Origin of the sequence: Peribacillus sp. NPDC097224 (genome assembly GCF_044761985.1) — a bacterium.
Classification (GTDB): domain Bacteria; phylum Bacillota; class Bacilli; order Bacillales; family DSM-1321; genus Peribacillus.
The window spans coordinates 11,788-36,914 of sequence record NZ_JBIWDK010000018.1; the positions used below are offsets into that span (position 1 = coordinate 11,788).

Annotated in this window: 24 protein-coding genes, 1 rRNA gene, 1 pseudogene and 1 riboswitch; of the genes and pseudogenes, 4 read left to right on the plus strand and 22 right to left on the minus strand. The window is 39.4% G+C overall.

Annotated features, from left to right (window positions below):
- Positions 1-81: 81 nt before the first annotated feature.
- Together ACIQXR_RS20195 and acpS are read right to left on the minus strand one after the other, a co-directional pair.
- Positions 82-1,086, minus strand: a complete 1,005-nt coding sequence (locus tag ACIQXR_RS20195) for a LolA family protein (protein ID WP_402959803.1) — start codon at positions 1,084-1,086, stop codon at positions 82-84.
- Positions 1,087-1,322: 236 nt separating this feature from the next.
- Entirely contained in the window at positions 1,323-1,676 is a 354-nt protein-coding gene (acpS, locus tag ACIQXR_RS20200; protein ID WP_402875988.1) for a holo-ACP synthase, read from the minus strand.
- 105 nt (positions 1,677-1,781) lie between these two features.
- Between acpS and ACIQXR_RS20205 the strand changes: the two genes are divergently transcribed.
- Positions 1,782-2,372 (plus strand): rhomboid family intramembrane serine protease, encoded by a 591-nt coding sequence (locus tag ACIQXR_RS20205; protein WP_402875990.1) that lies wholly within the window; start codon positions 1,782-1,784, stop codon positions 2,370-2,372.
- A gap of 31 nt (positions 2,373-2,403) precedes the next feature.
- On the opposite strand, the gene ACIQXR_RS20210 is transcribed toward ACIQXR_RS20205, so the two are convergent.
- From ACIQXR_RS20210 to ACIQXR_RS20240, 7 genes are all read right to left on the minus strand, one after another.
- Positions 2,404-3,864, minus strand: coding sequence for a PH domain-containing protein (locus ACIQXR_RS20210; RefSeq protein ID WP_403080591.1), 1,461 nt, complete (start codon positions 3,862-3,864; stop codon positions 2,404-2,406).
- A complete protein-coding gene (locus ACIQXR_RS20215) occupies positions 3,857-4,330 on the minus strand; it encodes a PH domain-containing protein (RefSeq protein WP_402959807.1) in 474 nt (157 codons plus the stop codon). Before ACIQXR_RS20215 ends, ACIQXR_RS20210 begins: the two co-directional genes overlap by 8 nt.
- 216 nt (positions 4,331-4,546) lie before the next feature.
- The gene (gene cshA, locus ACIQXR_RS20220) at positions 4,547-6,037 is read right to left on the minus strand and encodes a degradosome RNA helicase CshA (RefSeq protein ID WP_402875995.1); all 1,491 of its coding nucleotides are present in this window, start codon (positions 6,035-6,037) and stop codon (positions 4,547-4,549) included.
- Positions 6,038-6,939: 902 nt separating this feature from the next.
- A complete protein-coding gene (locus ACIQXR_RS20225) occupies positions 6,940-7,239 on the minus strand; it encodes an STAS domain-containing protein (protein WP_402959809.1) in 300 nt (99 codons plus the stop codon).
- Positions 7,220-7,651 carry an ATP-binding protein gene (locus ACIQXR_RS20230; RefSeq protein WP_402959811.1) on the minus strand — a complete coding sequence of 144 codons (432 nt, stop codon included), beginning with the start codon at positions 7,649-7,651 and terminating at the stop codon, positions 7,220-7,222. Before ACIQXR_RS20230 ends, ACIQXR_RS20225 begins: the two co-directional genes overlap by 20 nt.
- The gene (locus ACIQXR_RS20235) at positions 7,626-7,952 is read right to left on the minus strand and encodes a hypothetical protein (protein WP_402959813.1); all 327 of its coding nucleotides are present in this window, start codon (positions 7,950-7,952) and stop codon (positions 7,626-7,628) included. The genes ACIQXR_RS20230 and ACIQXR_RS20235 overlap by 26 nt, the downstream gene beginning before the upstream one ends.
- A 26-nt stretch (positions 7,953-7,978) precedes the next feature.
- Positions 7,979-9,340 (minus strand): protoglobin domain-containing protein, encoded by a 1,362-nt coding sequence (locus ACIQXR_RS20240; protein WP_402959815.1) that lies wholly within the window; start codon positions 9,338-9,340, stop codon positions 7,979-7,981.
- A 180-nt stretch (positions 9,341-9,520) separates the two neighbouring features.
- Between ACIQXR_RS20240 and ACIQXR_RS20245 the strand changes: the two genes are divergently transcribed.
- A complete protein-coding gene (locus ACIQXR_RS20245; protein ID WP_402959817.1) occupies positions 9,521-10,672 on the plus strand; it encodes a PP2C family protein-serine/threonine phosphatase in 1,152 nt (383 codons plus the stop codon).
- Between the two features lie 58 nt (positions 10,673-10,730).
- On the opposite strand, the gene ACIQXR_RS20250 is transcribed toward ACIQXR_RS20245, so the two are convergent.
- The 3 genes from ACIQXR_RS20250 to ACIQXR_RS20260 form a co-directional block, all read right to left on the minus strand.
- A complete protein-coding gene (locus ACIQXR_RS20250) occupies positions 10,731-12,110 on the minus strand; it encodes a UDP-N-acetylmuramoyl-tripeptide--D-alanyl-D-alanine ligase (RefSeq protein ID WP_402876005.1) in 1,380 nt (459 codons plus the stop codon).
- 146 nt (positions 12,111-12,256) lie between these two features.
- A complete protein-coding gene (locus ACIQXR_RS20255; RefSeq protein ID WP_402876007.1) occupies positions 12,257-13,339 on the minus strand; it encodes a D-alanine--D-alanine ligase in 1,083 nt (360 codons plus the stop codon).
- Positions 13,340-13,495: 156 nt separating this feature from the next.
- Positions 13,496-14,278, minus strand: a complete 783-nt coding sequence (locus ACIQXR_RS20260; protein WP_402876009.1) for a hypothetical protein — start codon at positions 14,276-14,278, stop codon at positions 13,496-13,498.
- A 152-nt stretch (positions 14,279-14,430) separates the two neighbouring features.
- On the opposite strand from ACIQXR_RS20260, the gene ACIQXR_RS20265 reads away from it, so the two are divergent.
- The gene (locus tag ACIQXR_RS20265; RefSeq protein WP_402876010.1) at positions 14,431-15,165 is read left to right on the plus strand and encodes a class I SAM-dependent methyltransferase; all 735 of its coding nucleotides are present in this window, start codon (positions 14,431-14,433) and stop codon (positions 15,163-15,165) included.
- Positions 15,166-15,234: 69 nt separating this feature from the next.
- Here ACIQXR_RS20265 and ACIQXR_RS20270 read toward each other — a convergent pair whose 3' ends face one another.
- From ACIQXR_RS20270 to ACIQXR_RS20305, 8 genes are all read right to left on the minus strand, one after another.
- Entirely contained in the window at positions 15,235-16,497 is a 1,263-nt protein-coding gene (locus ACIQXR_RS20270; protein ID WP_402876012.1) for a cation:dicarboxylate symporter family transporter, read from the minus strand.
- Positions 16,498-16,670: 173 nt separating this feature from the next.
- Positions 16,671-16,819: riboswitch (cyclic di-AMP (ydaO/yuaA leader) on the minus strand.
- Positions 16,820-16,994: 175 nt separating this feature from the next.
- Positions 16,995-18,254 carry an efflux RND transporter periplasmic adaptor subunit gene (locus ACIQXR_RS20275; protein ID WP_402876014.1) on the minus strand — a complete coding sequence of 420 codons (1,260 nt, stop codon included), beginning with the start codon at positions 18,252-18,254 and terminating at the stop codon, positions 16,995-16,997.
- Positions 18,255-18,267: 13 nt separating this feature from the next.
- Positions 18,268-18,930: a hypothetical protein gene (locus ACIQXR_RS20280; protein ID WP_402876016.1), complete on the minus strand. Its 663-nt coding sequence runs from the start codon at positions 18,928-18,930 to the stop codon at positions 18,268-18,270.
- Positions 18,931-19,046: 116 nt separating this feature from the next.
- Positions 19,047-19,949, minus strand: coding sequence for a diacylglycerol/lipid kinase family protein (locus tag ACIQXR_RS20285; RefSeq protein ID WP_402876018.1), 903 nt, complete (start codon positions 19,947-19,949; stop codon positions 19,047-19,049).
- A gap of 1,206 nt (positions 19,950-21,155) precedes the next feature.
- The gene (locus ACIQXR_RS20290; protein WP_403080592.1) at positions 21,156-21,845 is read right to left on the minus strand and encodes an ABC transporter permease; all 690 of its coding nucleotides are present in this window, start codon (positions 21,843-21,845) and stop codon (positions 21,156-21,158) included.
- Positions 21,842-22,576: an ABC transporter ATP-binding protein gene (locus ACIQXR_RS20295; protein WP_402876022.1), complete on the minus strand. Its 735-nt coding sequence runs from the start codon at positions 22,574-22,576 to the stop codon at positions 21,842-21,844. Before ACIQXR_RS20295 ends, ACIQXR_RS20290 begins: the two co-directional genes overlap by 4 nt.
- Complete coding sequence (locus ACIQXR_RS20300; RefSeq protein ID WP_402876023.1) at positions 22,573-23,016, minus strand: helix-turn-helix domain-containing protein; 444 nt, start codon at positions 23,014-23,016, stop codon at positions 22,573-22,575. Before ACIQXR_RS20300 ends, ACIQXR_RS20295 begins: the two co-directional genes overlap by 4 nt.
- Positions 23,017-23,265: 249 nt before the next feature.
- Complete coding sequence (locus ACIQXR_RS20305; protein WP_402876025.1) at positions 23,266-23,460, minus strand: hypothetical protein; 195 nt, start codon at positions 23,458-23,460, stop codon at positions 23,266-23,268.
- 154 nt (positions 23,461-23,614) lie between these two features.
- On the opposite strand from ACIQXR_RS20305, the pseudogene ACIQXR_RS20310 reads away from it, so the two are divergent.
- A pseudogene (locus ACIQXR_RS20310) lies at positions 23,615-24,010 on the plus strand (efflux RND transporter permease subunit); the annotation flags it as partial.
- On the opposite strand, the gene ACIQXR_RS20315 reads toward ACIQXR_RS20310, so the two are convergent.
- Positions 23,963-24,802: a tyrosine-type recombinase/integrase gene (locus ACIQXR_RS20315; protein ID WP_402876027.1), complete on the minus strand. Its 840-nt coding sequence runs from the start codon at positions 24,800-24,802 to the stop codon at positions 23,963-23,965. The pseudogene ACIQXR_RS20310 and the gene ACIQXR_RS20315 overlap by 48 nt on opposite strands.
- 238 nt (positions 24,803-25,040) lie before the next feature.
- Positions 25,041-25,127, minus strand: a 5S ribosomal RNA gene (gene rrf, locus ACIQXR_RS20320); the annotation flags it as partial.

The following is a 25,127-nucleotide window of genomic DNA, read 5'->3' on the forward strand; positions in this document are numbered from 1 at the left end:
ATTCTTCTATTCAATGGCAAGCCAAGGCCCTCCCAGCCCAATGTAATTGTGGGAAAGCCTAGCTTGATTGAATTCTTCGCCTTACTTAACAGAATCTCCACCAACAGAACGGGCTATTTCTATCATCTTTTCCTGTGTTAAGTCCTTCGAAGCTAACATGTAATCCACACCGTCAAAGGTCCAGGCTACTGTATTTCCCGTCATCGCCCCCACTGTAAAACCTAAGTCGACAGGCTCTCCATTGACATTGGTAGAAACAGAGGTTTGGACTACTTTTGCTTTTTCTTGCACTAATGTAAAACTAGTTGACCCTTCATAGGTCAGGATGACACGATCTCCCCCATCAGCTGCGATTTTCTTTTCTTCTGTTAGATTCATATCATCAAGATTGGATGGATATTTAACGGAAAATCCTTCATCCTTCACTTCTGCCATGACAGGAGCTTCAAGTTGGGCACTTGTCATGTTCTTTTTCATATCGAATGCATCCTTGTCGAATGTCGTATCAAATTTCACTTTAGAGAATTCCACCAGGACTAATGCTGTTTTATCCGGATCCATGACCTTAACGCTTACCGGGGATAGGTCCTTTTTATTGAGTGTGATTTCTTGAAAAGGAAGCATCTTATTGTTTTGGTAGCGTGTTTTGGTCTCGAAAACATAATGCTTATCCGTTTCTTTATATGTTGCGCTTTTATCTTCCGTGATATCTTTCACCAATGATTCATACAAATAGGCCTGGCTACTGTTTTCCGGCCATTCACTTTGAAACTTGAAGCTTTTGTTCAAAGCGGGCGTCAGTACATACACACCATCATCGTTTTTCAAAATCATTTGGCTCTGGTCCTTCTCTTCATTTTTTAGATTCACTCGGTAAAACGCAGGATTTTTATGCCAAATTTCCACAGTGTACACTTGAGGCTCCGTCCCCATCTTCAGCGTCATTTTCGCGTTTGCTTTATACCCCTTCATTTCCCCAATCTTTTCATTTAAATCGCTCACTACATCACCCTGTGATTTTTGGCCGCAAGCAGAAAGAGCAAGCAAGAGCATGATCCCTGCAAAAAGCATTACCATCTTCTTCATCTTTTCAACCCCTTTTTGTCATTTGAACGTAAAAGGGAGAGGAAAAGGCAGGATCCGGACATTGGCTCGACTGATGACTTGCATCCCAAGATTTTAGACACGACTTTTCCCGTCCCGCCAAAACCTTTTTGAGAGCACCTACTCTGCCATGTACCTTTTACCGGGCCTTGTCTCCCTATAGCACTAAATGTATATGAGACAACCTTGAGGTTTATGACCCGATAAGACAAACTCAATCAGTCCCCTTCAACTACGACTTGTGCAATCGCATAGTCACGGCTATGACTGATTGAAAGATGGACACCTACAGAAAATGGCTTCATAATCATGGGCTTTCCATTTCCATCTGAAACAATTTCTATATCCAAGAAAGATAGATGCTTCCCAATTCCAGTCCCCACAGCTTTTGAAAAGGCTTCCTTGGCAGCAAAACGGCCAGCAAAATACTCAATCTTCCTTCTGCCTTGCAACTTATCAAACAGTAAAATTTCTGTATCGGTTAATATGCGATTCTTGAAGCGAGGCTGCCGACTAAGCAGCAATTCAATCCTATCCAACTCCGTTATATCCACACCAATTCCTTTAATCACTTCAACACCTCTTCTACTAAGTTACTTTCTTGCATATTATCAGAGGACGATACCTCCTAAAAAATGATATTATATGTATAGAAATCCAATACTAAGGAGAATTCCATGTTTACAAGAACAGAAAGTTTTCGCGAATACGTGTCTTCTTATCGCGCCGTAACCGGCCTCATGTTCATGATGATGATCGTGTTTGTTTTCAACCTATTCCCTTTGTTTCCTGGTAATGTTCTTTTTTATTATGGTACAGGCGTGAACCTGTACATTGCCGAGGGCCAATGGTGGCGTTTGATTACACCTATTTTTCTGCATGGGACGTTTACACATTTACTTTTTAATGGGTTTTCTCTTGCCATCTTCGGTCCAGCCCTCGAAAAATACCTTGGCTTTGTTAAATTCGCCATCTTTTTTTTAATGACCGGTATCCTAGCCAATATCGCCACTTACTTGTTACTGCCACTCACATATACACACGTAGGTGCAAGCGGCGCAATTTTTGGCATACTAGGCTTCTACCTCTATCTTGTCCTCTTTCATAAAAGCAACTTTTCCACCAATGAAAGAAATACGGTTTATACGTTAACAGGCATTGCAGTAATTATGACATTTATTCAGCCACAAATAAACATTGTCGGTCATTTAGCGGGACTGGCTGCCGGTTTTTTGACAGCGCCCCTTTTCTGGAGAAAAAAATGGTAAACCGAACAGCCGACTCTAAATACGGAGTCGGCTACTTATTGTGCAGGTACCACTTTTCAATTAGATGGCAATCCTTATCTTCTATATCAACCACTGTACCCACTTGGGAGCTGATCCCTGACTTTATGGAAGCTGATATCGTCGCTAAATGGCTTCGCTTCTGGAAATATCCCTTTTTATATGTAAGCGATTGAATCCTGTTTCTTGGCATGATTAAAGTCTGCTTGGAGATTAAACGGCTGCTCAGTATCAATAAGTCCCCCTGGGTCTTCCACCCGGCCTCTATGAACTGCAAATAGGACCAAAGGAAGGCAAGTGGAATCAGTAATAAGGAGAAAAATCCCCATGTTCTGAAGAACCATATGAGGACCGCGATAATCGGGATGAATACGATTGCTTTGCGGATGACATAACGATAATAAGCACGTCTAGGCAAAGGCTTTATATCCACTACCGTTTCATAGCCTGGTAAAAATTCTTGGATTTTATCAGGCAAGTGTTTCTTTTTAATTAACGGAAAGAGCATGATGGAAAGACTTTCACGATCTTCCGCACTTCCCCCAGCATACTCCAAATACACAGTGGCCAATCCCAATGGCTTACGTACGAGATTTTCCATGATCCGAATCCCCTGGACCTTGCGGATGGGAATTGTTAATTGTTTTTTCTCCAACAATCCCCTTGTAATAACAAGCTCCTCACCTGTCCTCAAAGCGGTGAAGTTGGCATATCTAATGACCATACTCACAGTGGCCAACACGTAAACGACCAATAAGCCCAAAATGGCAAAACCAGTTAGTATGACTGACCCGAGCCCGATATACTCTTCATAATTCTTGAAGATTTTTTCAAAAGGAATGATTTCATCGAACTGTGATATAAAAGCGATTCCACCGGATAAGAATACACCGATTGCCCCCGACGTTGCCGCCATAACAAAAAGTTGAGGCAACGCTTGCTTAAAAGTAGAGGAAGCCCTATCTTTTTCCACGACGTGTAAATCTTCTTCTGTACGTTCCCCTTCAAGGATGTCAGAAGAAGTTTTTTTCTTTTTCTCCTCAATAATTATTGTATTCAGCTGATTCGCTTCGCTTTTTCTAATGGCGGACAAAACGGCATCAGCCTGAGTGCCACCAGCCGTTTCGATATTCACTTTCACAAGCCTGAATATGCGTTGGATAATCCCCTCTGAAATATCGATACTATGTATCCGGTCAAACTTAATATAACGCTTCTTCCTGATGAATACGCCGGATTCTATCCTGAGCTCCCCGGACTCTAACCGATATGTAAAGCGCAACCATTGTATGAAAGCACGAATAACGAGCAAGAGCACGACGACGCCGATAACTAATGGCTGGACCCATCCCGGGACATCATTATTTTGCCCTGGTAACACGATCACTATCAAGAATGGCAAAACCAACTCTTTTATCGATTTAATGATATTGAGAAGGACAGCAATGGGGTGAAGCCGTTTCGGTTCAAACATCTTCTTCCTCCACACTGGCCATCCTGGAAATATAGTGCCGTAATTCATCCGCTTCCGTTAAATCCAGAGCAGGTATAATATGCACCGTTGCAGCTGTGGATATTTCCACGGATGCCAAATCATACTTCCTTAATAAGGGGCCTTGCTTCGTTTCAACATGCTGTACCCGAATCATCGGGATGAGGGTCCTTTTAATCACAAAAATCCCACTTTGGATATCAATCTCCGTATTTCGCACGTCATAACGCCATCTTTTCCAGCGTAAAGAAGGAATCAAAAATACGGTCAGGTAACATTGAACGAAAGAGAAGATAAGCAACGCTCCAAAGATCCAATAAGTCCACCCTTGAATGATCGTCAGCACTAAAATGACCAAGCTCAAAACCCAAATGATTGAACAGCCAATAAGCCCACTGAATTTCCAAGCAGTCAGTGCCTTATCGGATATGAGGCTTTGAGGTTCCATAGTACCCTCCTTTTCCGATTTAAAATGAATGCTCTTGTTATTCCACACATTGGTGTGCATCCAATTTGATATACCTCATTGTACAGAATTCAAACTTTTCTTACAACTACCTCATTCATTTAATTCTATTTATTACAAAAACATCCACTTAAACACTTTATTGAATAAAAAATAAGCCGCTCAGATGAGCGACTTATTTATCGAAATTCATTTCAATTAATTGCTAGATTTTTCTCTTTTTTGGCTTGTGCTACGGTTGCCATAGCCATTAGATTTACGGTTCGAGCTAGGACGTTTGTTTGCCCCGCTACCGTAATCTTTTCTGCCTGAAGAACTACGTCCATTACGCGGTCTGTTAGACGAACTGCTTCCACCACGGTTACGACGCATTGAAGGAGATTCTTCAGTTAATTTAATCGGAGTTTGATCCGGTTCTTTCGTCATTGACTTAAGCATAGCTGCAACTAAATCAGCTGCACTATGTTGTTTCAATAACTCTTCAGCTTGACCAAGGTATAACGATAAATCGTCATTCTCGATTGCAGAAAGAACTTTCTCCGTTACTGCTTTTTGTTGCCCTTGCAACGCTTCAGTTGAAGTAGGAGTTTTCATTCTCTCCATACGTTTTCTAGTTGTATGTTCAACTGCTTGAAGTTGCCCTCTTTCTCTTGGTGTTACAAATGTGATTGCAATACCATGTTTACCGGCACGTCCTGTACGACCGATACGGTGAACGTAACTTTCTGGGTCTTGAGGAATATCAAAGTTGTATACATGCGTTACACCGGAAATATCAAGTCCACGAGCGGCTACGTCCGTAGCTACAAGGACATCAAGATTTCCTTCTTTGAATTTCTTCAATACAGAAATACGCTTCGCTTGGCTAAGGTCACCGTGAATTCCTTCAGCACTATAGCCACGGATATTCAATGCAGAAGACAATTCATCGACGCGACGTTTTGTACGTCCGAATACGATGGCAAGTTCTGGTGTTTGGATATCGAAAAGACGTGCTAATGTATCGAATTTTTCACTTTCTCTTAATTCCAAGTAGTATTGTTCGATGCGGTCAACAGTCATCTCTTTCGCTTTTACACGAACAAGAACTGGTTCATGCATGAAACGTTCTGCAATTTTACGGATTGGGTCAGGCATTGTAGCTGAGAAAAGCAATGTTTGTCTTTCATCAGGAACCGTTGAAAGGATAGACTCGATATCCTCAATGAATCCCATGTTAAGCATTTCATCCGCTTCATCAAGGACTACAGTGTGAACTCCACCTAATTTGATGTTTTTACGTTTGATATGATCTAACAGACGACCAGGTGTACCAACGATGATATGTGGTTTTTTCTTTAAGGCACGGATTTGACGGTCGATGTCTTGTCCTCCGTACACTGCTAATACACGAGCGCGCTTTCCGTAACCAAGTTTGAAAAGTTCTTCAGAAACTTGAATGGCAAGCTCACGAGTAGGTGCAATAACAATCCCTTGCACATTTTCGTTGGCAATATCGATGTTTTCCATCAATGGAATACCGAATGCTGCTGTTTTACCTGTTCCCGTTTGCGCTTGACCAATAATATCTTTACCTTCAAGTGCTAGAGGAATCGTTTGGGCTTGAATCGGACTCGCTTCTTCAAATCCCATTTTTTCTATTGATTTCATAGACGTTCTATCTAAACCTAATTCGCTAAACAATGTCAATGTTTTCGTACTCCTTTTTATATCGTAAATTTACACGTGCATTCAATGCACGAATTGATTAGTTCAAATCCTCATCATCATGACAGATGTTCTACTTTATTCTTATGAAAAAGTTTATCATTATCACCTAAAAGAATATCTACCTTTTAGCTCTAATGAACTCAATATGATTTTTTAAAAAGGAAATATACCAGTACTTGCGTTTCACTGGCATTTAATGCATTGCGCACGTGTAGACTTATTTTTAACATACGCCCATCTTTTTAAAAGTGCATGTAACCAAAATTAAATTCAAAATGGAAAATTAAAAGTAGCATAAACGGTTATTCACCGTTTTATTTCAGGTGAGGGCTGCTGCACCTATTATTCCACAGACTTAAAAGTCTGTCTGAATAAAACTTGACGAGCGCCAAGATTCTTATACAAAACAGGCCCGGTGCGTTGAGGATGTGCAGAAGTGGAAAGACGCTAAATGCAGCTTATTTCCCTATTAGCTACTAAAGCCACTGTGGTACGCAGCTTTTATATATGACCAGACGCGCGGCCTATTTAATCTAAAATAATCTCAAAAAACCTCATGAAAAACATGAAAGAAGAAACAATATGTTGCCTCAACCTGATTAATCTAATTAATTATTCATCAATGATAAGACATTTAAACTCATACTTCATATTACCATTTTCAAACTGTTATTGCAATAAAGGATATTTTCGTATCCATCGTTACTTATAAAGAATACGGCGGGAAGCCGACATGTCAAATATCCATTTCCCCCAAAAACAATAGTCTTGATACCCATTCATCGGGTTTTTCTCCTAGAAGTGAAATAAGGAACGATGCCCAACCGATTCCGAAATAAAAAAAATCCGGGTACCCATATGGTACCCGAACTCCTTCCCATTTAGACCAATAAAACGAATTGTTCGATTTTACAAATGGACAATATCTTTTTCACAGGCTTCGTTGCACCCGTCATTTCTATTTCCAAGTTTGCGGATAATGGATATAACCATTTAACGAGGAAACTAATGCCGGTGCTATCAATAAATTTCACTTGTGATAAATCGATTTGAAGGCGATCTATATTATCCGGAACCTGGAAGGTATTCAATAGCCTTTCAAGATAGGACGAGTTCTCATAATGAATATCACTTAAGATATGCACATTAAACGTATTTTGATCAATATGGACATGAAGCATGCGCGCCCACCACCTCTTTCACATTAAATACCGCTGTAGCTCTTTTTCCTGCCTCATCAAAGGAAAACTCACATAATTGCTGGATCAAGTATAAGCCCCTGCCCCCTTCATTACTCACATCGGGGCATTCCATCTTCCTATAGCTCTCCCAATTAAACCCTCCAGCAAATGAATGAATTTTTATGGAGATTCGCTCGAAGGCTTCTTCCTCAATCTCTAGATCTGCTTTATCCTGACCTTCATGTTGTATAACGTTCGATAAAAGTTCCCAAATCACTAATTTCACATTAAAGAACAAAAATTCAGAGCTATCCTTTACCTTAAACATTTCAAATTCCTGCATGATTTCATTTACAGTCTGGGCGAGCGTTTTCACATTCAACTGTCTAACCTGGATTTTTTTTATTGGCATTTTGAATCTGCTCCAAAGTTTTTGAAAGATATGGATGAATATAATCTTCCTGATGTTCTAATCGGTAAAACTGGCTCCAGACTGAACCTATTATTGCTTTTGTTTCTAAAGTATTTTCTTCCACGCATCGATCGATTTGCAACAGCCACAACTTTATCGAAAGCCTTTCCTCGGGACTGTTTGGCAATTCCCCCAAGTCAATTCGAATAATCTTTTCATTCGCCTGTTCTAAAAGAACTTGTGTCATTTCATACGTTGATGCATACGTTTTCCCTTCAAATTCCAGGTACCCTTTCATCATAGGTCACCTCTTTAATTTAGTATCCATTAACCCTTGAACTTCTGCGATAGTTCAATATTCAATGAACTCAATTGCTCAGCCATCTCTGATATTTGGGAAGAAGCCGATGTGAGTTCCTCAAACGTTGATCTAAATTCTCCAATTTCTCCGCCCAAATGACTGATTTTCCCGTCGCTCTCTTTCACGCTTCTTACCGAATCATCCAGGATATCTATGATTTCTTTATTTACATGTCTAAAGAATCTCGCTTCATCCACGATACTTTGAAAACTCTCATCAAATTTCATCACCGTCTTCTGGACTGATGCCACCTGTTGTTGAATGGAATCAAGTGATAGCTCGGTTTTGCGGGCAAGGTTTCTAACTTCTTGTGCGACTATAGAGAAACCTTTTCCGTGTTGGCCTGCTCGAGCTGCTTCAATCCCTGCATTTAGCGATAGAATATTGGTTTGATTAGATAGGGTGCGTATCGTCTGTACCACTTGCCCAATATGTAAGGAGTCCTCATTCAGTTCCTCTGTTAAGTTCTTAACTTTTTCGATTAAGTCCACGACATCATCGACTTTCTTCAAAGCCTTCGAGACATTGCCTTTTCCTGTTTCAACATGATGGATCATCGCTTTTGACCCAGTATTAATTTCATCAATATCTTCGAGCATGCTTTGGACCCGAGTATCCCGTTCGGCTAGCGAAGCCATGGTTTGTTTCGCACTGGATGCCAATATGGAAGAAGAATCGTTCAAACGGTATTGAAGCTCCTCAATCTCATTTAGCTTCATCATGGAGGATGTATAAGACTTTATATATGTCTGGATCGCAATTTGCATATCGAATGAACAAAGCTTTTGAAATGAGTAATAATAATCCTGGGCTTCTTGCCAACTATCACACTCACGGGTCAGCATCTGCAGGACCTCATGCTGAATGATGGTAAAGGCACCGATATACCACTCTGGGAAAAGACCTATCCGGTTATGCACACTACCAATAACCTTACGTCGTATCACGTACTTCTCCCCGACGTCCCCCGAAACCATATCCAGAATATATTTCTCTAATGTCTGCTTTAACCTATGAATAGTGGAATGTTCCTGAATGATCATGGTTAGGTTGGGAATTTCCGAAATGCGAGCATAAAAAGCGTCCACTATCTTTTCAACGTTCTTTTCCATAATAGGCTTTAGACTCATAAGTGTCGTAATATCCTGTTCTTCCAAATTCACAAACATAAGCTGAAGAGCATTCTTTCCCTTTTCAATTTCCGAGAATATAGGTGCACGAGTCGGAGTAGATCCTATTTTAATGGGGACTGTAGGCTGCTTCTCTTGTTTCTTCAATGATTCCTTATTTTTCAAACTAAATAATGATGTAAATGGACACCCACTCAACTGTATTTCCCCTTCCCCTTAACTAAGACTTTATACCTACTATATTTTACATTATAACCCAATAAACGTGCAGTAATATCAACAATATTATGAATTCTCGTGCAAAAAAAGCATGAAATGTGTCTTTGTATAGTATAATAGTCCTGCATATGCACAACCTAACAAATATCAGGGGGTTATATGAATATATATACGTTGGATATCCCAGAATGTAGAGACTTTAGCCTTGTATTACAAACACTAGACAAGAAAGTCATTTTTTTAGAAGACCCGGTAGGACAACAACATCTGTTTCGAAATAAGACGGACTTATTGCAATCCTTATTCATCCTACCTTTATACCTTTCGAGAGACTCCTCCCAACAAACCGCCTTATTTGCTTTAGCCGAGTCTTATGAGATACCCATACTATTCATTTATAAGCGTTCAAAAAAGTTAAAGGATCCACAGACCTTACCCAAAAAAACGATTTATGAGTCGATGGCCTTCCCTGCAGACCCAGTGGAGATTAAGCTGAAATTGAAAGCTCTTCAGAATATTAGCATGCAGTTATACTCAACGAAGATGAAGGAACAGGAACTAGTAAATATCGGACTTAAAGTTAAGCAAAACTTGCGTGTAGCTCAAAACTTTCAACAGCTTGTCCTTCCTACATCCATACAAAAGAAAGATATCGAAATCCAGGGGCTTTTCCAGCCATCAAGTGAGCTGTCGGGGGATTTATTTTACTGGCAGGAGGTCGAGGACGGGAAATACGGGTTCATCATCATCGATGTTTGTGGAAAAGGAATTCAAGCCGCACTCATCAGCATGTCTATCCGCTCTTTAATGCCTGGGCTTATCAAGCGTGTAAAAGACCCCACCTTCATTACGAAAGAACTGAACAAGCATATGGGCCATCTGTTCCAGGAGTATCAAAAGGAAAATACGAATGCCCCATACTTTACGGCCTTCATTGCTTTTGTGGATACGGCCGCTCGAATTATTGAATATGTTAACAATGGGCATCCTCCTGCAATGATGTATTCCCCTTGCAATAATGAATTGCAAATTTTAAGTAATGGCTCGATGCCTATAGGTCTTGTACCAGATATGCCTATAGAAAAAGGGTCCATTCACTATGAAGCTGGGAGTCGTTTCGTTATATATACCGATGGACTTTCTGAGTCTCCCAGTAACCATACCATTCATAGATTCGATAAGATTGAACAGGAGTTTATAGATAATGTCCACTTAGATACATCAGATCTTCTTCATGAATTATTACTCTCCAGGATGAAGCATTCCGAAATCAATGATGATATCTGCATCATTGCTGGTACCTTGTTTTAAGCCTTCAATAGAGAAAGAGCCGATTTCATAATGAAATCGGCTCTTTCTCTATTTCTCATCATTTTTGCAAGGCTTTTACGACTTCTTCTAACTTCATGCCTCTTGAAGCTTTGACCAAAATTAAATCATGGGCATCAGTAGAAGTCTGTAGCGCTTCTATTAATTGTTGTTTATCTTGAAAAGATTGAACATTCTCAGCTGCAAATGTTTTACGTGCACCCTTAGCAATATAATCGGCAAGCGGTCCATATGTAAAGACCTTATCAATTTGATCAACCGCTATCAGTTCACCTATTCTCAAGTGGAAATCTTTTTCGCTTGCTCCTAACTCCAACATATCTCCAAGTACAAGGATTTTATTCCTAAAACCGGATAGACCTTCAATCAGCTCAATTGCTGCCTTGACGGAAGTGGGGCTGGCATTGTAAGCATCATTAATGATTTTCTGCCCATTTATGCCTTCGACCATCTCCATCCTCATGTTTGTAAGGCGAATGGCTTCTAAGCCCTTATGGATGGATTCGTTACCTATATTCAGTTCTTTTGCGGCAAGAATGGCAGCCAATGCATTGAGCACGTTATGCTGACCCAAAACCGGGATTTGATAGTCACCTTGATTCTCTCCACCAAGTGTAAACGAGGTACTGTCTGCCTCTTGGGTAATCGTCAATGGGAACAAGTCATTCCGCTCCGTACGTCCGAAGGATAGGACACGTAAATGGGGGAATTGCTTTTGAATCCGGCTTTCCAGCAAAGGTTCGTCACCATGGTAAATAAGCGTTCCGCCCTGTGGCAATCCCTCCACGATTTCTAGCTTCGCATTGGCGATTTCTTCTCGCGAGCCTAAATCCAACAAATGCGATTCGCCTATATTTGTAATAATGGCTACATCTGGTTTTGCTAGCTTGGATAAAAATTCGATTTCCCCACGACTACTCATGCCCATTTCTAAAACGGCTGCTTCTGTTTCCTCATCCATGGATAGGATAGTTAGTGGTAATCCAAGATGATTATTGAAGTTACCATTCGTCTTATGGACTTTATAGGTAGTGGCCAGCAGGGCAGCCGTCATATCTTTCGTAGTGGTTTTACCATTGCTCCCCGTTATTCCAATGACTTTAATATTCAATTGGTCCCGATAAGCGCGTGCCAATTGCTGTAATGCCTTTTCAGTATTTTCCACAAGGATGATTGGTAAATCAGTAGGTGGATTCGGAATATCCTGCTGCCAAAAAGAAGCGGATGCTCCCTGCGCAATGGCACTTCTGACATATTGATGGCCATCGACTTGCTCTCCCTTTAACGGAACGAACAAGCATCCTTTCGTAACCGCTCTTGAATCGATGGTTACACCATGAATTTCAATGGGTTCAAATACCTTACTATCGTTCAATCCATTTACCATCTCAGATATTTGTCTCAACGTTCTCTTTATCACTTTCGTTCCTCCTTCGTTCATCAAACTAAATCTTCCATTTTCTTTATAACCAAACTAAGCAGCAATCGGCATGGAGAACCGATTCCTGCTTGCTAGAGTAAGTCCTGCGTATAATTGAAATACAGGAACCCACTTTACATTACCGCTTACACTGTATATTTAATTTGTTGTTTTTCTTCATAGCGCTCTAAAGCAAGCTTCACAAGTTCTTCTATTAATTGTGGATATTCAAGACCCGTGTGCTTCCATAATAGCGGGAACATGCTGAATGGCGTAAAGCCAGGCATCGTATTCACTTCATTGATATAGACCTTTCCATCTTTCGTCAAAAAGAAATCGGCCCGGACGAGTCCGGAACAGTCCAATGACTTGAAGGCTGTGATTGCCATTTGAGATAAAGCTTTGTATTGACTTTCCTCTATTTCGGCAGGTATGGCCATCGCTGAATTTCCGTCGACGTATTTAGCTGAATAATCATAGAAGTCAAAGTCTGTCTTAGGAATGATTTCTCCTGCCACAGAACAAGATGGGGTATCATTCCCGATCACGCCAAACTCCACTTCACGGGCGATGACTCCTTCTTCAACGATGATTTTCCGATCGAATTGAAATGCTTCTGCGACCGCCTTCTTCAACTCATTAGCATTATTACATTTGCTGACTCCTACGCTTGAGCCTAAATTAGCCGGTTTTACAAAACAAGGGTACCCACATACTTCTTCCACCTTCTCAATGGACCGTTCTGTGTTACTCTCCCATTCCGAGCGGATGAACCATGTATAGTTAACTTGCGGTAATCCCGCCTGTGCAAAAATATTTTTCATGATGACCTTATCCATCCCTGCGGATGAAGCCAGTACCCCATTTCCCACATAAGGAAGATTCAACAGCTCAAGCATCCCCTGTACTGTTCCATCTTCGCCATTCGGTCCATGTAGAAGAGGGAAAATGACATCATAACCCGTGGACCCACTATTTTCATCAGTTAAATGGGCTTGCAATGACAAAGGAGAAGTCAATTTATCGGATGATAAAGCCAATTCCTCCACGGATTTTGCCGGACCAGTCAACTTTGGACCATTTACCCAAGAACCTTCTTTTGTTATGTAAATCGGATATATGTCAAACTTTGCTAAGTCGAGAGCTTTAATGACTGCTAAAGCTGTCTGCAAAGAAACATCATGTTCCGCAGATTTCCCACCATAAAGCAAACCAAGTTTAGTTTTCATGAGTTATTACCCTCCAATATTCTTTTAACCATGTTCCATTGTAACACTTTACACTAAAACGGGAAAAGTGAAAGTTCCCCCTTCTATAGCTATAATTAGAAGTTTATGCACCCAGTTGCAAGTCCTACGACCCAAACCCTTAATTAGCTAAAGAAGTTATTTATATAGCGTCGTGTTGATAACGCTCTCCCAAACCTTTTCTTTACGATGAAAAGTAATGAAGGCATCAGGTCCTTGTTCTTTTCTATCTAAGAAATCATCATGCATCTCATCCATGTTCAAATAATCTCCCACGATCCATGCTGGGATCTCGATTTTGGTCCTTGTAATCTTCACATGTCTAAAAGAAAAAACTATACCTTCCGCCAATATAGGAGCCAGGGAAGAAATAATATCCAAAGGAATTGCAGGCAATTCTTTTTTCTTCCTCATTCCTAACCATGTTCTTTCGACTTTCAATGGTTCAAGCTTCAACGGAAGTAAATTTCCCAGCATCTTATAGTACGTTGAAATCGAACGAAAGTAAATTTTATTAAACCATCCATCATCTTGGGCCAGATAGACAAATTGATTATTCAGTTTGTGAAAGAAAGGGGGTTCTAAGTGATTTTTGGTATGCCCCACATATAGGAGTTCCGCTAATTCCCTGCCGTCCAATTCTTCTAGACAATCCGCTTCCTTAAAATCGACCCAACAGAAATCTCCATATGCACGAACATCCTCTTTAAGTAGCTTATAAACGTTCTCAGATGAAACGCTCTCCAGCAAGACATTCAAATCGTACTCCCCACCATCATATTGATGTTTCAATAATAAGATGGAATTCAAGCTATGCGGTAAGGAATAGGAGAATTCTCGAAAATTAAGGCCATTAAAAAGGACAAATCTTTCGGAAGCCTGCATATGCATATATAAGATGTCATTACCTTCATTTTTCATGATTATATTCCCTCCGAGCCTTTCATCAATAGTTCTATTTTATCAAACTTTTTAATATTCACGAAGTGTATATAAAATAGTAGTAAAAATAAGAAACTAGACAGGCAGTAATTTCCATATTATAGTAAAAATAAAAGCTTGGAGGATGAATGATGGATAAAATAGAAAAAGACGATTTCATCAATCACTTGCAGGAAGACGCTGTCGCCGATTCATCAAAAAATTGGGGTCTTTGGGAACTCGAAAAATTTGCATTCGATAAATACTTTCATCAAGCCGACTCCATCCTTGATATTGGATGCAGTACAGGGAGGACGACCTTTGCTCTATACAAGAATGGGTTTCATCATATAACCGGACTGGACCCTTCACCCTCCAAGATTCAAGAAGCCCGGAAGTTTTCACAAGATGAAAATATGGAGATTCCATTCTTTCTTGGGAATGCCACGGAAATCCCTTTCAACGACTCGTCATTCGACCATGCACTCTTTTCCTTTCATGGTTTAATGAAAATCCCTCAACGAAAAAACCGCATTCTCGCTTTGAAAGAAATCAAACGCATACTTAGACCAGGAGGCCGTTTCCTATTCACCACACCGATTCGCGACAGTAATGAAAGGTATCTTAATTTTTGGGAACAGGAAGAAATGATTTGGTGTGATAGTAAACAGGATGAACGGCTATATGAGTTCGGTGATATCTTCACAAAGGGAAAGTCTCACCAAGAAGAGGCCTATCTCCATATCCCGAGTCAGCAGGAAGTCCTTGATTGCCTAGAAGAAGCCCAACTGACTGTTTTGGAAACCTTTCACCAAGATTCATTTAATGAAAGCGTTATGGCTATGAACTTTTCCCCTGACTCCCATTTCTGGATCGTCCATCAATAAGTTGTTTTCGACTTTCATCTGAATACAAAAAAACTCCAGAGTGCAATCACCCTGGAGTTTTGACTTATATTAAGAAGCCTGTTCGAGTTTTCCTTTTTCGGCAGGAGGGTTGAATTGACCTTCCCACTTGGAAATAACGATGGCTGCTAAAGAGTTACCAATAACGTTTACTACAGTACGACCCATATCAAGGATACGGTCAATACCTGCTATGAAGGCAAGTCCTTCAATTGGGATGCCCACCGTACCTAATGTTGCTAAAAGTACAACGAAGGATACGCCCGGTACACCGGCAATTCCTTTAGAGGTAATCATCAACACTAACATTAGCGTTATTTGCTCATAAGCACTTAGATGTATGCCGTACATTTGAGCAATGAAGATGGCTGCTAAAGCTTGGTATAATGTGGAACCATCTAGGTTGAATGAGTAACCAGTCGGAATAACAAAAGACGTAATATGTTTTGGACAACCGGCTTTCTCCATCTTCTCCATGATTCTTGGAAGAACCGCTTCTGAACTTGCTGTGGAAAATGCTAAGATCAATTCTTCTTTCAAAATGGCAATTAACTTAAAGATACTGAAGCCTACAAATTTTGCAATGAGCCCCAGGATGACAACTACGAAGAAAATCATCGTTCCGTATACGGAAAGGGCTAACTTTCCTAATGGGATTAGTGATGATAAACCGAATTTAGAGATTGTCACACCGATTAGTGCAAATACCCCAATCGGAGCAAATTTCATAACCATATTGGTTAGATTGAACATACCTTCCGCCGCACCTTGGAAGAAACGGAATACTGGTACTCCTTTTTCACCGATAGCTGCAATGCTTAGTCCAAACAAGACTGAGAAGAAAATGATTGCAAGCATATCGCCTTCTACCATTGCTTTAATCGGATTAGATGGGACAATATGAACGATTGTATCTATAAAGGATTCGTGTTGCTTAGTTTCTGCTGTGTCAACATAAGTGGAAATATCCGTTTGTTCAAGCTCACCCATATTTACGCCCGCGCCAGGCTGAATAATATTGGCAGATAATAAACCTACGCCTATTGCAACTAGTGTTACTACTATAAAGTAGGATAGTGACTTGGCACCTAATTTCCCTACTGATTTAATATCGCCCACGCCTGCAACTGCAACAATAAGGCTAGAAACGATAATTGGAACGACGATCATTTTAATCATACGTAGGAAGATATCACCTAATGGTTGTAGATAGCTTTGTGCCGTCTCACTTCCATAAAATATAGCACCTACGATAATTCCTAGAATTAAGCCAATGAATATTTGGCTTGCTAAACTCAGTTTGAATTTCTTCATTTAATTTCCTCACCTTCCATATAGTCTTTGATGTAAAAACATTTGTCTCGGTAAGGGAAACAAGATACTAATAAAAAGAGAAAAATTTTTCTGTATATTGAAAAACTTCTATCCTTACGCTTAAAAAAAAGACACCCTACGTGTCATTTTCCCTATTGGCGTGTTATTCACACATGTTCCCTCGAAGACGCTTACGGGGTTAGCTGTCGGGTTAGGAATCGGAAACACAATGGCCCTTTCATCTCTGAATTCACCCCTAGCGAATATAATCCGCAAAATTGGTTCCCCCGTTCTTTTTTATAAGATTAAGCGAGCTAACTTATATTAAAATATTATACTAAAAATATTAATCTGTAAATATATTTTCTTTCCCCACACTCCGAAAGTACAGAGGGGATTAAGAATATTGAGTGCTACGTGGGTTTACACTTATTGTTTAAATAGGTAATTAGTTTTAACAGTAAAAAAATTATGGCCATTTTTGATTTAACTGAAAATTATTTTTCCAAAAATCCTAGTAAAATGTATCTAACTTTTTCCCTTTTGGATAGTTTCTTAAAAGTTGCAGAGTGAACCTTGTCCAATTTGAGCGGGGTAATGAAGTAAGAGTGGTTCTTCACTACCTTTTTCGGTTCTAAAAGGATGACATCTCCCACTGCTGGACCTTTAAGCATCTCTTGCTTCCCTTTTGCTTGAGCCCCTTTTGTAAAGTATTGTCGGTTCAAATGCCCTTTATTGGTCATTTTATAGACATGCGGCTGCTTCCGTTCATGTATCGCTTCTGTTGGAACAGTCGGGACTCCCGTCTTCACATTCGTTATAACGGTAAGGTCGACCTTTGAACCGTCTAATAGCGCTTCCTTATTCTCTGCTTCCGTTACAATTTCCGCTTCGAATGTATAGCGATTTTCATCCTTTAGGGTTGGCTCCTCTTTGGGATAAGGATGTATACGGCTGATGGTTCCGCCCAACCTCTTTTTCAAATCAGGAGAACTAGCTTTTATCTCCATCCCTACCTCTGCCTTCTTTAACTCTTCTTCAGAGAAGGAACCTTCGATGGCCATTTCTGTCGAAGCAATTGAAATAATCGGATTCGTTAAATTTTTATTGATCTTCTTCACGACACCATCCGCTTCACTTGTCGTCTCCACGGCATTGGTTTGCATCTCAATTGAGCTTAATTGTGCTTCTAGCATGACCACTTTTTCCTTCAAGCTACTTTTTTCAAGTTCCTGCTTGTACATCTCCTGCTCAATATTACTTTTAATTAAGTCTGAGGAAGAAGTGGTGATGTCTATATTTAGGTTCTTTTCTACTGTCTCATCGATAACCGTTTTGTTTGAATCCAGGGCCAGACCACTTTGATAAGCTTTCAACTTATTTATGTACTCATCAATTCCGACGATTTCTCCTTCGGTTGCGGCCTTTTCCGCTTCCAAATTATCTTTTAGTGCATCCAGTTCGGTTGTAGTGTATTCAAACAGGGATGTTCCGGCCGTTACCTCGTCCCCTTCGTGAACCAGGAATTTCCGAAAATCATTGTTTTTAGCATCAAAATAAACATCATATTCTTCTGCCGGTTTAAAGATTCCCTTTGTTTGAAATGTTTCAGTTATGGTATCTTTCTTAACTTGTGTCCATCTTTCGGTAAAAACGGTCCGTTCCACTTTACTGTCTTTTTTTTCAATCAAGTAAATATTACCCGATATCAAGGCCAAAGATGCTACTGATAGGGCTGCTAATTTCCACTTTTTCATTTTTCTCACCGCCTTATACGAATACGCCAACTTGTAGATATGCTAAAAATGCTTTAGCAAACCACGAGGCAATATAAAATAGAATAATCATTGATAAGACAAAGGCCTTGCTTCGTTCCGTATATACCTTCAAATAATAATATTGTAAAGAAATGATTAAAATTTGAAAAATGGTGATTTCACTAAAAAAATGAATAAAGTAATCGCTTCGAATGAAGTACTGGCTGATGACTCCAAGTGAAAAGGGGTTGGCATCATGCCCAATATCCATCAAAACAAAAAGGGGAATTAACAAAACCTTCTCCAGTAAGTGCAGACTAAGCGTAATCATTTGAACAATCACGGTTTTTATGTATGGGATATCCAATACTACCCAAAAGAATAAAGAAGCTAAAAAGATATAAATAGAAGGATAAAACAATCCTGCAATCATATTTCCAATTACAATCAGTAATTTTCCCGTTTCAAATTCACTTACATCCATCTTCGTAATATTTTTAGAAAATGATTCTGAACCAATTCCAAAATATCCACTTACTGAAAAAACTAAGACACTAAGAAAATATAATCCTATTAATTTCCAGAAAAGTCGTGTGACCGCTTCCGCATTTTGCAATTGGTAACGGCTTCTTTGCGGTTCAAAAATACCCTTTAACAATCGGACCTGGTATATCATGTATGTTCCTCCTGCAAAAAATGAAATATCATTTTATATTTTATCTTATTTTGTAAACAAATGCAGAAATAAGGAGGAATAAATATAAATATATACTCTTAATGCGTCTGATTCTGTTATACTCCTGAGCTAGGAGACAAAAAAGCAAGATGATGTTTCAGAACTTCTATCTGTGTAGGCGTCTGATTATAAATCTCTCCATCCATATCGACTTCGAGAGGTAATTCGGTTTCCACCTTCAATTTTCTTGCCTGGACATACATGACACCTGACTCTGAGCTGACACTTTCAGTCAACGAACTCTTCATGGCTAAGATCTCCCTAAATACACTTAGGCTCGATTCTTTCACTATGACGATATCAAACAGCCCATCGTCTGGCTGGACCATTGAAAAAGGCATTGAATTCGTTCCGATAAAATTACCATTCAAGACTAAAATCATGACAGCTTTTCCTTCGACACACGTTTCATCATATTCGACTCTAAAAGGAAACGGTTCTTGATCGCCTATCGTTCTAATTGCACTTAAAAAATAACCAATCTTCCCGAATTTACTTTTTTCTTGTTCATCTATATTGTTTGACGTATCGGTAATCAGTCCAATACCCCAAAAATTCAAAAGGTAATGATCGTCCGCCTTCCCCACATCGATCATACGGACATTTCCGTTCACTATAGTTTCCGCCGCACGACGGATATTTTGAGGTATTTCCAAGGTTCTGGAGAAATCATTGCACGTCCCTCCAGGTAATATTCCCAAAAGCGGTCGATGTTCGAGTGGAGAAAGACCATTCACACATTCATGCACCGTTCCATCTCCTCCCAGAACGAATACTACGTCCATACCTTCTCCATATTCCGAACAAAACTTGTCAGCATCACCCTTTTCCTTGGTCTGAAGAATAAGAAATTCATCAATTTGGGGTGTCAGAATAGGGAGACATTCCTCTAATGCCTTTTCCACCTTACTATTTCCTGCACATTCGTTATAGATCAGCATTCCTTTTTTCCATCTCATATCCTGTTCCCCCCCGTTTAATGAATAGCTACGCTACGCTACGCTTCCCTTTACTTTTTCCTTTTTTCCTCCTTTTAAAACTCAATCATGAATAGTTGAAGCAATTAAATTATTAATATGAAGAAAGACGTATAAAAAATAAAAAAAAGAGGCGGCAGCACCTTCCAAAACGTCATGAGTGTATATGCAAATGATCTTTCATTAATATGATGAGCTTGGAACAAAGGGTACTTCTAGTCTCGTCCTTTTACAGATAAAGCAAAAAACCTTCCAAGATGACACCATTTGGTCTTTTTTTAAAAAGACCTCTCTAATCACCTCTAAAGCCTCTGTATCTTTACCAGTCCCATATCCTGCTCCATCCCCCGACTTCATCCTTAAGAGTTTATCTATCGTCAGGTCAATCTACGCTTTAGGGTCAAGTACATACGCTGAACAGTCAGGTCCAGGTAACTGGATTCAATAAAGGATCGTCGCCCTTCAGTAACCCCTCAATGATTGAATCTAACCAATTCAATAAGAAAATTGGCAACATACTTATGCTTATGGGGATTATGTTAACTGGGTTTATTTCCTCATAGTTAATGTTTACCTGGCAAGTTGCTAAAAAAAGGTGTTTTTCCATTCCTAATTGAATAGTTAGTATATGAATTATAAGGGGATATTAAAATGGAAAAAATACTTAGAAAAAGCGCTATATATAGTTTTTTATGGGAATAGGTATAGGAATTTTATTTGTAAGGTATGAACAAGTTACACGAGTGAGTTTTGATGTGACTGAAACATCCTATTTGTCTCCCATGGAATACATAATTATCTTGCTTAAATATGGTGTAATAACAGCTATACTTGGTTTGTTATTTGGATGGTATAGATATAATAAGCAAAAAAAAGCTGTTTAAGATGTTCATAAAACGGTACATTAGGTAATTCCGTTATTAACTTCACCAGGTACTGATACCGAAGAAAGGCGAGCAATCAACCCAATCAAAAAATTCATCAATAATGGGTTTTGCTTCCATTCATTACTGCTTTAAGCTTGAGCAGGGTTTTCTTAAGTAAATTTTAAGATACCATGTAAAAAGTGAGGCAGTTTGTCATGGAGGAAAGTGCTAAACAAACCCGAAAATTAATTTTTCTGGGTTCTTTGCTTTCTTTATTATAATTATTCTGCCTGCATTTTCTTTTTAAACATTGCAATTGCTACTACCGATATGATGATGGCATAACCAAGCACCCACCAGATATGAGGGGAAATATCACCGTATTCACCAGTAAGAGCAGCTTTTCCCATTTCGACTGATGAACAAATGGTAAAATAAATGCAACGTCTTTGAATAGGCCACTAATCAGGTTTAAGTCAATCCATGCGCCCGAAAGCCATGCAGATAAATTGGTCAGTAGTGCTCCACAAATACCTACAGCTGCTCTTTCACTTAACAGCGTTCCACATAATAGCCCAATCCCTATAAAAATAATTGATGTTGGAATGAGTAAAGCTAGTGCCACAATCATAGAAAGAGAGATGGCTAACCCCATAAACATCGCAACAATATAACAAAAAATTCCCTGTACAATCGACATCATTAGTAAAGGTAAAGAATAGCCCATAATAAAATCTGTTGATGTCATAGGTGTTGTGAAAAGCCTTGTTAAAAATGAGCTTGCTCGGTCTTTCGATAAAACTTGTGCGGCAAAGAGAGCCATAAAGGATAGACCAAATACCGCGATACCAGGAGTTAGTGAATCAACATTAAAAAGATCAACTGGAATGCTACGATTAATTGCGGATAACAGCAGTAATAACGCAACCGGGAAGCCGATTCCAAAAAAGAGTGATAGTGGGTCCCTTAAAATTTCCTTTGTCGTTCTGTTTGCAAATACGAGCATTCTCATTGGATATCACCTTCCGTTACAAAATACACAAATGCATCCTCAAAGCTCACTGTGTTAGCCTTTTCAATAAGCTCTTGAGCCGAACCAATTGCTTTAATTTGCCCGTCTTTCATAATGCAAATACGGTCAGACAATGCCTCTGCTTCCTCTAAATAATGCGTCGTTAATATAATGGTTGTTTTTTCCTTCAGTTTTTTTATTAAAGCCCAAAGTTCACGGCGTCCGATAATATCTAATCCAAGTGTCGGCTCATCTAAAAATAAAATCCGCGGCTCACTAATTAAAGCCATAGAGATGCTCAATTTGCGTTGCCAACCACCTGATAATGTTTTGCTGCGTTGCTTTTCAAAAGGCTGCAATGAAAACTGAGCAAGCATTTCATCAATTATTATCTTTGTTTTCTCTTTATTAAAGCCGTGTACTCCAGCCATTAACTCTAAATTTTCACGTACCGTTAGATTGGGTGCAATCGCCGTCTCTTGTGGGGATACCGCAATCGCAGTACGTACTTGCTCTGGCTCATTTATAATACTTTTCCCTAACAATGTTGCATCTCCGCTCGAAGGCTTTGTTAGACACGAAAGCATTTTAATCAATGTCGTTTTCCCTGCACCATTAACACCAAGAAGGCCAAATAATTCCGTTTCTTGAATTGATAAAGAGACGTGGTCAACAGCATTTTTAGTACCATATGTTTTCGTTAGGGAGTTGATTGTAATAGCGTTGTTCATTTATCTTCCTCCTGTTTAAAATTTAGGTTTACCATATTGAAAAAGCTACTCAACATTTGTTCAGGTACAATCGCAAGACCACGCTCTTCATCCCCCAAGATAATTAGCATATCTCCTGGATTTAATTGAAACAGTTCCCGTGCTTTTTTAGGTATAACAATTTGTCCTCGTTCACCTAGTGTGGCTGTACCAAAAAAATGCTTTCCTTTCGGTGGTACACCGAAGCCATTTTCTTGTTGTTTAAAACGAACAAGATTATCTAATGTAACATTGTAAAGCTTCGCGAGCTCCATACAATATTGGATATCGGGTGTAGAGTCCCCTTTTTCCCATTTAGCTATCACCTGTCGAGACACATTTAAACGTTCTGCTACTTCTTCTTGTGTAAGTTGATGCTGTATACGCAATGCTTTAATATTCATATTAATCATTTTTTTCATACCTCCAAATTATATTATCAACAAACTTACAGGCAATCGTCCACCTACATTTATTTACTTTATTGTTACGATTCGTAGCAAAAAAACATATACAAAATAAGGACCCGATGAGTGCGAATGTATGGCATTTTTTCCGAAGAAAGGCGAGCGATCAACCCAATCAAAAAATTCATCCTATAGTCAATTACCAAATGTTATTAGTCTTTCCACAAATAATATAGATGTTTTGCACACTCGTAAAATCATGCTTTATCGACTCTTCAGCTCCTTCATAATGGTTTGGATAATGTGCTCATCTACGCCATTGAAGAAAGTTATTTCAGCTTCAGCTGTTTTAATAACACAGCCTAGTACAGCAGTGTATTCAGAAGAATGAAACGAAGTAGTTTCAGTTGGAAAAGGATCGAGTTTTACTGGAACAATGGTTAATTTGTTTGTGGACATAAGGATGGCACCTCCTTTGATTGATACGTTTATCGTACCGAAGGTGCCTGGCGTTTTATATGCGTTATTTGATTACGGGCTTACGTTTAAGAGACCAAGGAATTGTTCCTTTTTTAGTACGTTTTTGGCTTCTTCTTCAGTAATACCGATAATGGGGATTATGGTAACCAACGCCATCGTATTGGTCGATCGTGTACTTAAAAACGAAGAAAACGGCCTCTCGACTCTCGAAGCTGGGTCAACCCGTCTTCGTCCGATCTTGATGACAGCCTTGTCCATGATTAGCGCATTGATTCCTCTCGCAATTGGCACAGAAGGAAGCGACCTTATTTCACAAGGAGTTGGCATTACCGTAATGGATGGACTAGTGAGCTTTACATTGCTTACCTTACTTATCGTTCCGGTCGTATACGAAGTAATCATGAAATTGGGTAAAAGGGAGAAGGCAGTGAAAACAAAAAAAGAAACGAGTTTCCCCGTTCCCTTAAGATTTATTGAACATTTAGTTTTTAGTAAAGGTTTGATCTATTGCGTTTTCCAGGTTCAATGATTTTTCTTTTAAGTAACGCTTCGTCACGTTTAAGTCCTTATGGCCTGCTAGCTTGGAAACAGTTTGTATATCAATACCATTATCCACTAGTCTCTGGCAAAATGTATGACGTAATTTATGTGGGTGTACATTGTATTTTTTTAAAATGTATTGTACCGACCTCGGCGTGATTCTTTGATTATAGCTTGAGATAAACAATGGGTCTGCTTTTTCCTTCAGTGAACAGAGATAGGTTCTCACATACTGCACTGCTAAATCTGTTAGCGGAACGGTTCTGTCAATTTCACCTTTTGCATTCCGGACAAGAATATAATTCCGATTGCCCTCCATGATAACATCACTTCCATTTAAATCACATAGCTCCGAAACACGAATGCCAGTATGTAACAAAAGATAAACAATGGCGACATTCCTAGGATTTCCTTCTGCCTCTATATCCTTCAAAAGAGCTTCTTGATCTTTGATGCTTAGTGACTCAGGTGCTTCATTTTTAGATTCCTTTACCTTACGCTCAACAGAAAGCATAATTTGTGGCTTCGCTAAAAATTTAAAGAAGACATTCAAAGCATTATAATGCTTTTCTATTGTCCCTGGACTTTTCTTGCAATTTTCTAAATAATCAAGATACAATTGAACATCCTCAGAATTAATTTCCCTTAGTACCTTTTGTGTCTGTTCACAAAACTGAGAAAGAACACCTGTATACGTTTTAATCGTATTAGCTGATTTCCCTTGGTCTTCCAACCATCCAGCAAATGAAGAAATCATTTCATCTTTAGCAGAGGTATCCATAGGCTATTCCCCCAATGACAGTTTCAGAACTAAGTTAAGTTTAACATATTTCCTTATAGAAACGAAGAATTCTGCCCCCTAATCTCCTAACGTCTGTGAGAAGCCCGGATGCGCATGCTAAAAAAGAATGATAGGAGATATCATCATATTGCTGCAATACTCTCATTTTTCAAATGTATCTTTCACGTCTTGGAAAATTAACACAAAAAAGGCCAGCCTAATGGCTGACCTTGAAATGGCTTGGCGGCGTCCTACTCTCACAGGGGGAAACCCCCAACTACCATCGGCGCTGAAGAGCTTAACTGCCGTGTTCGGAATGGGAACG